This is a genomic window from Microcystis sp. M113S1 (genome assembly GCF_020246945.1).
GTDB lineage: Bacteria > Cyanobacteriota > Cyanobacteriia > Cyanobacteriales > Microcystaceae > Microcystis.
The window spans coordinates 1-8,769 of the sequence record NZ_JADBSA010000427.1; the positions used below are offsets into that span (position 1 = coordinate 1).

Annotated in this window: 10 protein-coding genes; 6 read left to right on the forward strand and 4 right to left on the reverse strand. The window is 40.6% G+C overall.

The features are described from left to right. Positions 1-142 precede the first annotated feature (142 nt). On the reverse strand, positions 143-970 hold the full coding sequence (locus IM319_RS21720) for a YaaW family protein (RefSeq protein WP_043996993.1): 828 nt from the start codon (positions 968-970) through the stop codon (positions 143-145). A 97-nt stretch (positions 971-1,067) separates the two neighbouring features. On the opposite strand from IM319_RS21720, the gene IM319_RS21725 reads away from it, so the two are divergent. The 5 genes from IM319_RS21725 (at position 1,068) to IM319_RS21745 (ending at position 6,040) form a co-directional block, all read left to right on the forward strand. Next, on the forward strand, positions 1,068-2,045 hold the full coding sequence (locus IM319_RS21725; RefSeq protein ID WP_287736888.1) for an NAD(P)/FAD-dependent oxidoreductase: 978 nt from the start codon (positions 1,068-1,070) through the stop codon (positions 2,043-2,045). Positions 2,046-2,110: 65 nt separating this feature from the next. Beyond that, the gene (locus IM319_RS21730) at positions 2,111-2,365 is read left to right on the forward strand and encodes a DUF7219 family protein (RefSeq protein ID WP_287736889.1); all 255 of its coding nucleotides are present in this window, start codon (positions 2,111-2,113) and stop codon (positions 2,363-2,365) included. A gap of 236 nt (positions 2,366-2,601) precedes the next feature. Beyond that, positions 2,602-4,665 carry an ABC transporter ATP-binding protein/permease gene (locus tag IM319_RS21735; RefSeq protein ID WP_287736890.1) on the forward strand — a complete coding sequence of 688 codons (2,064 nt, stop codon included), beginning with the start codon at positions 2,602-2,604 and terminating at the stop codon, positions 4,663-4,665. A 160-nt stretch (positions 4,666-4,825) separates the two neighbouring features. Next, the gene (locus IM319_RS21740) at positions 4,826-5,368 is read left to right on the forward strand and encodes a GNAT family N-acetyltransferase (protein WP_004158190.1); all 543 of its coding nucleotides are present in this window, start codon (positions 4,826-4,828) and stop codon (positions 5,366-5,368) included. A 192-nt stretch (positions 5,369-5,560) separates the two neighbouring features. Beyond that, positions 5,561-6,040, forward strand: coding sequence for a hypothetical protein (locus tag IM319_RS21745; protein WP_004158189.1), 480 nt, complete (start codon positions 5,561-5,563; stop codon positions 6,038-6,040). Between the two features lie 172 nt (positions 6,041-6,212). On the opposite strand, the gene IM319_RS21750 is transcribed toward IM319_RS21745, so the two are convergent. Then, complete coding sequence (locus IM319_RS21750; RefSeq protein WP_004158188.1) at positions 6,213-6,371, reverse strand: microviridin/marinostatin family tricyclic proteinase inhibitor; 159 nt, start codon at positions 6,369-6,371, stop codon at positions 6,213-6,215. A gap of 52 nt (positions 6,372-6,423) precedes the next feature. On the opposite strand from IM319_RS21750, the gene IM319_RS21755 reads away from it, so the two are divergent. Then, entirely contained in the window at positions 6,424-6,561 is a 138-nt protein-coding gene (locus tag IM319_RS21755) for a hypothetical protein (protein ID WP_004158186.1), read from the forward strand. 75 nt (positions 6,562-6,636) lie between these two features. Here the strand turns inward: IM319_RS21755 and IM319_RS21760 are convergent, their stop codons facing one another. Then, positions 6,637-7,611, reverse strand: a complete 975-nt coding sequence (locus tag IM319_RS21760; RefSeq protein ID WP_004158185.1) for an MvdD family ATP-grasp ribosomal peptide maturase — start codon at positions 7,609-7,611, stop codon at positions 6,637-6,639. 105 nt (positions 7,612-7,716) lie between these two features. Then, positions 7,717-8,694 carry an MvdC family ATP-grasp ribosomal peptide maturase gene (locus IM319_RS21765; protein WP_287736893.1) on the reverse strand — a complete coding sequence of 326 codons (978 nt, stop codon included), beginning with the start codon at positions 8,692-8,694 and terminating at the stop codon, positions 7,717-7,719. Positions 8,695-8,769 lie beyond the last annotated feature (75 nt).

Sequence of the window (8,769 nt, forward strand, 5' to 3'; positions counted from 1 at the left end):
TCTGAAATGGGGCGAAAGTCTGTGGACTCTGTGTAAGACAGTACATGGTTTTTTAACTGTGGTATGCGACGGTGGTGGAAGCAGAAACTTAAATCGTGAGGTTTAGGAATCGCCGCACTTTTAGGGCGGCGAGGATGTCAAGCTAGGCAGGTTGCCAACAATCCTCACGAGTCAGACGAATTTGGGCAAGGGCAAAAATAGTCGGGATAATCCGGCCGTAGTCAGTGGCGATCGCTTTCCAACCGAGATCAGCAATAAACCAACCCCATAGAGCCGGTCCTACCAAACTTAACACGGTTCTGACCGCTCCATAGCGGGCTGCCGCCCTAGTCATGCCCTGTTTAGCCGTTTGTAGGGCGATTTGATTAACAATTGCCCCACCCTGGACTACGGCCGTTTTTGCCCCTTGATAGCGGACAAAATGAAGAGCGAACTGCCCGGCGATATGTTTGAGCAGAATCGGTTTCAGGATAGAATTAATGGCGATGACGCTACTGCCTTTGAGGACTATATCGAGGGGATTGTGTTGTAGGTGAACCGGTAAGGGTTGGGGAGTGTGGGAATCCGCGAGCGCTTTTTGAATTTGAATCGAGAGGGATTTTTGTTCCGATGGGGGGAGACGTTTCCAAGCTTTGTTAACGAGGTGAAGATAGATTTCCGCTTCAATTTCCGTTGTCGGCATTTTTTGGGAGTAGGGAACCTTGAGGAAATGACAGACACGGACCAGAATTTGACGATAACTAACTTTTTCCGTTTGACCTTTTAATACTGTCACACCATCGGCAGCCAGGTAACGAAAACGATCCTCGACACTATCTAACCAACTTTCCCAATCTTGACTTTGAACGGCGATTGCGTCCGGCGCTCGTAGATAATCGAGAGGGTTAAAACGACGGCAAAAGAGGATGTTAGTGATTTGCTGTAGTTCCTCCTCGGTGGCTAACTCCAAAGCTGTGCGTAGTTCGTCCAATGTGGTTTGTCCTCCTGGTCCCCAATAATCAACTTAGTTTCGCTAGTGCCGATTACTACTAATATTAACTCAAGGGTTTACAGGATTAGGAAGGCTAGTGACAAATTTTTCGATTAATGTTGGGATCATTGGCGCGGGTTTAGCCGGGTTAACCTGCGCTCGTCAGTTGTGCGATCGAGGTTATACTGTTAAGCTATTTGATAAGTCTAGAGGTATTGGTGGTCGTTTAGCCACGCGACGGGTTAACCGAGCCAATCAAGAGATTGCTGTGGATCATGGCTTGCCTTTTTTGACTATTCAGGGCGAAAAAACGGCGGCTTTAATTGATAATCTCCTGAGAGAGAATATAGTTACTTCTTGGTTTGATTCTAGCTATGTTGCTCCTTCTGGCATCAATAGCGTGGCGAAATTTTTAGCTAAAGATTTAGAAATTGAACGAGATTTTCTGGTTACTCGTCTGGAAAATCGTCAAGAAAAATGGGTTTTAAACAATAACGGTCAAATTCGGGGAGAGTTTCCGGTAATTGTCTTGGCTATTCCCGCCCCGCAAGCAGCGTTATTGTTAGAAAACTCTCACATAACTACTATGCCAGAATTGCGATCAATCGTTTACGATCCCTGTTTAACGGTAATGGTGGGTTATGGCGATTCTTTACCCGCAGTTGCTCCCTCCACCGATATCGCTTGGTTAGGACTTGATAGCAGTAAACGGCAATCATCCCCTGATTATGTCTTTGTTGTGCATAGTAGTGGAGATTTTGCGGTTAAATATCTCGATAGCGAGGATTTAGAAGCAGTTAAGCTAGATTTGCTCTCTCGTGCTTCTTTGCCTCTCCCCGATTGGTCATGGATTCACCGTTGGCGTTATGCTTTAGTCCGTCAGGGTTTAGCTGTACCCTGTTTAAGTGTTAATAGTCCTTTACCTCTAGTTGCCTGTGGTGATTGGTGTCAAGGGGGAGATTTATCGAGAAATTCTTCCCTAGAAACGGCCTTAACTTCCGGGATAGCGGCAGCTAATCAAGTTCAGCAGCTACTCTCTGAAGAATCTAGAGACAGGTTTAAATTCTTAGGTTAAGCTTGGATTAACAAAAGGTTAAATATATAATAATGTAGGTATCCTATACTGGGGGGTCGGTCACAATGGAAAAATTCAATTCTAAAGATAACTTTCTCTACCCTAAAACCAGCTACAGGGGTTTATTCACGCCACAAAATTTAGTTTTTAACGCTAATTTGCAGGAATTCGCCCTGAGAGTCTCTTTTATCGCTGGTTTACACACTGGGGGAAAGATTACCTCCACGGAAGCTTACGAGAAAATTAACCAGCTTTGGCAAGAGTTGAATACCAGTCAAAAATTCCTACTAGCTAATCATTTTGAGGATCACGGAGATTGAGAGATGGGGGTTTTTCAGTGATCAGTAAACAGTAAACAGTAATCAGTATTGTAAAGTGGCACAGTAACAAAAGTGGGTAAAGTAGTTCTTAGTCATAGGTCACTTTCATACTGCACCCCTGAAACTGCTACTTCGAGATAAAAATGTTATCAAAAGACAACAAGAGGTAATTCTCCCGCTACAATGTGATATTGAGTTGTCAAGAGAACAGTAAAAGAACCACCAATTGGATGTAGATGCCCCAATATACTACTAAACAAGCAACGGAAAACCCTGTGGTGTCCGACCAGTCCTCCAAGAATCCCTTTTCACTATTTGGTCAATTTTGGGAAAGCCTAAAAATTGTCGCTCAACCCTATTGGTATCCAACGGAGTTAAATGGACGTGCCTTTGGAGATGTGATCATTTCTTGGGGAATGTCAGCTTTGATCCTTTTAAGTATCTTGGCAACAGTCGGGGTAGAAGCTTTTAGTAGCTACTGGAATCGTTATGTACTCGATATTATTATTGAAGATAGAGATCTTTCTAAATATCTAAATACGCTTTGGTTATCCAGTTTGTTGATTATAGGAACAACGGGGTTATTTGCTTTTTCTCAATTTATTCGTCGTCAAGTGGCATTGGATTGGTATAAGTGGTTAACCAAACAAACCGTTAAAAAATATCTCAATGATCGCGCTTATTATAACATTGATTTTACCTCAGCTTTAAAAAATCCCGATCAAAGATTATCTCAAGAAATTGAACCAATTACGACCATGACCCTAAGGTTATTAATCACCTTCATGGAAGAAGGGTTACAAATGATTACTTTTGCGATCATTCTTTGGACAATTTCCCCACAAATTGCGGTTTATCTAATAATTTATACGATCGCAGGAAATTTAATAGCAATTTATCTAACTCAAGAATTAAACAAAATTAATCAATCGGAGCTTAATGATAAGGCGGATTATAGTTATGCTTTAACCCATGTGCGTAACCACGCCGAATCAATTGCTTTTTTTCAGGGAGAAGAGCAGGAAGAAAAAATCATTGAAGGTCGTTTTGAACGGCTTATTAAAAGCTCGGAAAAACTGATAAATTGGGAACGGTTTAATAATCTTTTTAATCGAGGTTATCAGTCAGCAATTAGTGTATTTTCAATGTTTATTTTGACCCCGATGTTTATTAAAAACGAAATCGATTATGGAGAAATTAGTCAAGCTAGTTTATGCTGTTTTCTTTTTTCTAATGCCTTGGGACAATTAATTACTGAATGGGGAACATCGGGTAAAGTTTCCAGTTATATTGAACGGTTAGCCACTTTGACAGATGCCTTAAAAGTTGCCAGTGAAGAGCCGAAAAACTTAAGTCGTATTATCACCCTGGAAGATAATCGTCTAGCTTTTGAAAATTTTACCCTACAAACTCCCGATTATGAAAAGGTAATTGTGGAAAATTTATCGGTTTCTGTCCCTTTGGGAGAAAGCTTACTGATTATTGGCCCCAGTGGTCGAGGAAAAAGTTCCTTGTTACGAGCAATCGCCGGTTTATGGAAAGCAGGTAGCGGCCGTTTAGTGCGTCCTCCTTTAGCTAAAATGTTATTTTTACCCCAACGTCCTTATATTATCCTTGGCACTTTACGCCAGCAATTACTTTATCCCCATACCAATGAGCAGGTGAGCGATGAAGAATTAGAAAACATCTTAAAAAAAGTCAACCTGCAACATTTATTAACTGACAAAAATACCTTAGATAAACAAGTCAACTGGGAACAGATTTTATCCCTCGGAGAACAGCAAAGATTAGCTTTTGCTCGACTATTAATCACTAAACCTACCTTTACTATCTTAGATGAAGCAACCAGCGCTTTAGATTTGGCCAATGAAGCCAGCTTATATCAGCAATTACAGGAAAGTGAAACCACTTTTATTAGTGTTGGTCATCGGGAAAGTTTATTTAATTATCATCGATGGGTCTTAGAGTTAACAGAAAATTCCCATTGGCAGCTGTCAACTGTAGAAGATTATCAGCGCAAAAAAGTTAATGACCTGGTCATGATGTCAAAAAAATTAGAAGATTTTTCGGCGGTAAAAATAGAGCCTTTGTTTGAGGTTAAAACTGAGCATGATGCGGAAATTGCCGGAGTTTCTGAAATAGCCGAAGGTTTGTCCCATCAACAAATGCAGTCCCTAACTGATTATTCTTTAAGTAGCGTTCGTAATCGAGCCAGTTTAGGTAAAATCATTACTGCCAAAGATGGTTTTAATTATCGTTACGATAAAGACCCAAAAACCTTAAAATGGGTGAGAATATAGCTAATGGGGTGACAAACAGATTGAAATTGAGACAGAGTATTCAGACTTTCCCCTCTCAGGAGAACTAGAGAATCAGGTTTTTGCTGGGTAAGTTGATTAACAAGCTACTAACTGATAACTGATAACTGATAACTGATAACTGGTATAGGAGTTTTATCAAATGAAAGCACTGGAAAAACTGGTGACGGAACGATTATATTTAGTCCCCTTCAAGCTTGAACTTCTCAAGGCCGCAATTATAGGTATCGATGAATTAGCAACAATTGTGGGGGTAAAAGTTGCAGCTGACTGGGCCGAACAAGAGTTGATTCAAGCTTTCCCTGATATTGCCAATATTTTGCTGCAATTCCCCTTACAAAATGAGTGGGGGTGGGGGAGTTTAATTATTCATCAAACAGAAAATACTCTTATTGGTCATGTGATGATCAAAATTATTCCTGATGTCACAGGTTTACCCACAGATGCTGTAGAAATTGGCTATCAAGTAGCGCCGTTATATCGACGACAAGGCTACGCATCTGAGGCGACAAAAGCAATGATGGACTGGACACTTTCTCAACCTGGTATGCAAACAGTGACCGCTGGCTGCGCTCCCGATAATATAGCCTCAAAGCGAGTTTTAGAAAAAATCGGCATGGATCTGATAGAAGCAAGAGAGAAAGTCTTGGTCTGGAAATTAAGTAGATCGAAAAGTTTTTCTTAACCCTTATCAGGTATTTCAAAAATTTAAAAGTGGTGCGTTACGGCGGTTGTCAAGATTATTATCGCCTAACGCATCCTACAAGCTGATATATAATGGTTTTAAAAGTCAGGTTAAGAACATCTCAATTAGGCTTGACATATGACTGAAATCCCGACCAACCAATCCAACTTAGTGATTTTAGGAGTCTCATCAATGACGGAAACTACTGAAACGGTCATTCCCAATGATTTTCTGGGAATTAATCCCGCAGAAATCAACAAAAAACTTGTCTCCTGGGGAATTTCTCTGGATGAAGTTGTTCAAAAACTTGCTTCTCTGGGACTCCCCGGTATTATTTTCATTATTGCCGTTGCCGCATCCAGCGTTACTGCCTATCCTATGATTTACGCACTTTTTGGGTTAGGCGGTCCTCTGGGACTAATTGGTGGACTTGGGGTCTTAGGCCTCTCTACCATTATTGGTGACATTGTGACGGGTTATGGCATTGAGGCACTGCTAAAAACAGTCTATCTCAAGCGTCGTGAAACAGAAACTCAAGAATATCTGATTAATGAGGTGGAAGGTTTACCAATTTCTCAAGTTCTAAAACTTAACCTAAAAAAGGCTATTGAAGTAGAAATTGCTGCCGAAGAACCCGTTGCTCCCAAAGAAGTCGAAATTGCTGAAGAGTAGTTTTGAGTTGACTAAGCACTTTCTCCCTCCTCTACCCTGCTGCCTCCACTGGCAAATTGACTTGTTTAGCAAACTCTAAATAGAACAAAAAACCGCTATAAATCTTACTCCTGCTTGACTTATGGCGGTGGTTGTTTTCTGTCTGAATTACTGAAAACAATCTTTAAATTAATTAACTATCTTCCCAGTCAGAAGGCCATTTCCAAGTCCAAACGGGAGCGGGTTCAGAATCGGGGGGGGAATCAGGAGTCGGAGCCTCGTCTTGGTCCGCAGATAAAAAACGAGCAAAGAAGGGGATTGCTTTACTTTGTTCGGTATTGGGATAATTCATGGTCGTTCCTAGTTTTGAGTAGCAGCTTTTTCAATATAGCTGCGATTACCCTGTGATAGTAACATATATTGCCGTCTTACTCAAGTCAAATCCTCACCTCACCCGCACTCCCATCGGTGACACTTATAGCGGTATTCAGAGTCATCAGGTACGCCAGTTTTCTTCCCTGTTCTCCGCTCCCCATTCCTAATTGAAAAGCGATAACTTCTGTCCCTCACCAGATAGGATAATTGCGATAAGATACTCTGACTCTGTATTAGTTGGTTTATGAGTTGACGAGGATTTCAGCGATTGCCTGGGAGATAGGAAAATAAGGAGGATAAAGTTCTAGCCAGAAAAACTCACCAACGGGATTAATTTCTAAAAAGATATAACGTTCATCTGGTGTGACAATCATATCAATTGCGCCATAATTAAGACCGAAATATTTCACTAATTCTAGTAGTTGCTTTTCAATATTTTTCGGTAAATCGTAGGGTTGCCATTGTTGATGGAGCGCTCTTCCCTCTTTTCGCCAATCGTAGATAGCGCCGTCTAATTGTTGGGAATTAATCGCCGCCGTAAATATTTGTTCACCGACGATAGTGATGCGTAATTCCAAAGCTTTAGGAATGTTTTCCTGAAAAGTCATTGGACAAAATTGCAAACCTTCCAAATTATCTAGGTCTTCCTTAGTAACAGGACTGGTAAAAACAACCATTTCCTCTTGCTTGTCTCCATAAATAGCAAATTGAGAAAGCATTTTAGTCACAATTCCTGTTGCTTCAAACTCCTGAGCAAATTGCTTGACAGCTTCAGGATTATTAGAAGTTAAAGTCCCCGGAATTAATAAACCTAATTGTTGCGCCACTTGTAACTGCAATTGTTTATGATTGGCATGATCTACCTTAGCAATTGGGTCAAGATGAAAGCCAGATAAACTAGCAATCATTCCTCGAATACTTAACCGACATTCCTTAAGAGAAGCTTCGCGAAATTGACTATCCATCCCATCGGGTAATTTTAGTCCGTATCTCATGCGTCGATACCAAACAGAAGAAACTTCTTTTAGCTCTAATTTTTGTTCTCCATCGGTAATAATTCCGCCTTTTTGACCGCCTGAGTAAAGATCAACTTTCACCTCTGTAGGGAAGCGATCAGTATCAAAACGGAAGGCTTTTTTACCCATCGTTTCTATGGCTTTGATTACCAGAGGAATACTTTCATTATCGTGGCTAAAAGTAACAAGTAAAACGGTCATAAATCTCCTTGATGATTTTGGATTGAGAATCCTGATTAGATTTTGGATTGAGAATCTTGATAATCCTAAAATCCTCAAAATCCTGATTAGGTTTTGGTTTGATTTTTAGCATACTAAAAAATCGGCGATCGCCTGAGAAATAGGTAAATCTAAATCCCGTTCTAACATTCCCCACTCACCACCCGGATTAACTTCTAAAAAAACGTATTCTCCCCCGGGAGTTAAGATAAAATCAAACGCCCCAAAATTCAACCCTAAATTAGCCATAAAAATCTGAAGTTGCTGCAATAGTGAATCGGGTAAAGTATGATGTTGCCAAGCACCTGGATCAATACCCGGTCTTCGCCAATCTACGGCAGAATTATTATACTGAGAAGATTCTAAAGCTCCCACAAATGTCTGTCCATTAACCACGACAACTCTCAATTCTAATTGTTTGGGAATTTCCGCTTGAAAAACCATAGGACAATAGCGTAAAGATTCCGCTTCCTCAAGGTCTTCTGCTTTCACCCTACTGGTATAAAGAAAAAATTCCGGCGATTCCATGCTGTGGGCGATCGCAGTTAACAATTTACTCACCATTCGTCCCTGAACCTGGGAAAAAAACTCCCGGGCAGCATCAGGATTATTGGTAACTAAGGTAGGGGGAATAATTAAGCCAACTTCTGAGGCCAAACGAAGTTGTAATAACTTATTTTTAGCCCTCTCAATTTTAGCTAAATTATCTAACCAACGCGCTGACCTTAAACTATCCCAAAAACCAGCCAAAGTCGTCTGGGATTCTCGCACACAAGCCTCCCGAAACTGAGGATCTAAATCCGCTGTTATTTCAGGTTGCCAAATACGTCTTGTCCAAACAGATTGCACCTGTTCACTATCAATAGATTGATGGTTATAGGTTAATTGATAAAAACTTTTTTTACCATTAAATTGGGCTGCTAATTGAACCTCTAAGGGAAATTTATCAGTATCTAAGCGAAAAGGTGTGGCTCCTTTTTTTTCTATCGCCTCAGCCACGCGGTCAATGGTGAAAAAATCGCCGCTATGGGTCAACAATAAAACAACTTTAGGCGATTCTTTCATATCAGTGGGAAATTCCTGTAGGTTAACACATTTTAAGGCTTTTGGGTTAATTTTTATTGATCGGAATCTCAATAA

What these genes read in the sequence shown, in the direction of transcription:
- IM319_RS21730 (WP_287736889.1), top strand. Translation starts at nt 2,111, where the DNA reads ATGGAAAAATTCAATTCTAAAGATAACTTTCTCTACCCTAAAACCAGC.
- IM319_RS21745 (WP_004158189.1), top strand. Translation starts at nt 5,561, where the DNA reads ATGACGGAAACTACTGAAACGGTCATTCCCAATGATTTTCTGGGAATT.
- IM319_RS21765 (WP_287736893.1), bottom strand. Translation starts at nt 8,694, where the DNA reads ATGAAAGAATCGCCTAAAGTTGTTTTATTGTTGACCCATAGCGGCGAT.
- IM319_RS21740 (WP_004158190.1), top strand. Translation starts at nt 4,826, where the DNA reads ATGAAAGCACTGGAAAAACTGGTGACGGAACGATTATATTTAGTCCCC.
- IM319_RS21735 (WP_287736890.1), top strand. Translation starts at nt 2,602, where the DNA reads ATGCCCCAATATACTACTAAACAAGCAACGGAAAACCCTGTGGTGTCC.
- IM319_RS21750 (WP_004158188.1), bottom strand. Translation starts at nt 6,371, where the DNA reads ATGAATTATCCCAATACCGAACAAAGTAAAGCAATCCCCTTCTTTGCT.
- IM319_RS21760 (WP_004158185.1), bottom strand. Translation starts at nt 7,611, where the DNA reads ATGACCGTTTTACTTGTTACTTTTAGCCACGATAATGAAAGTATTCCT.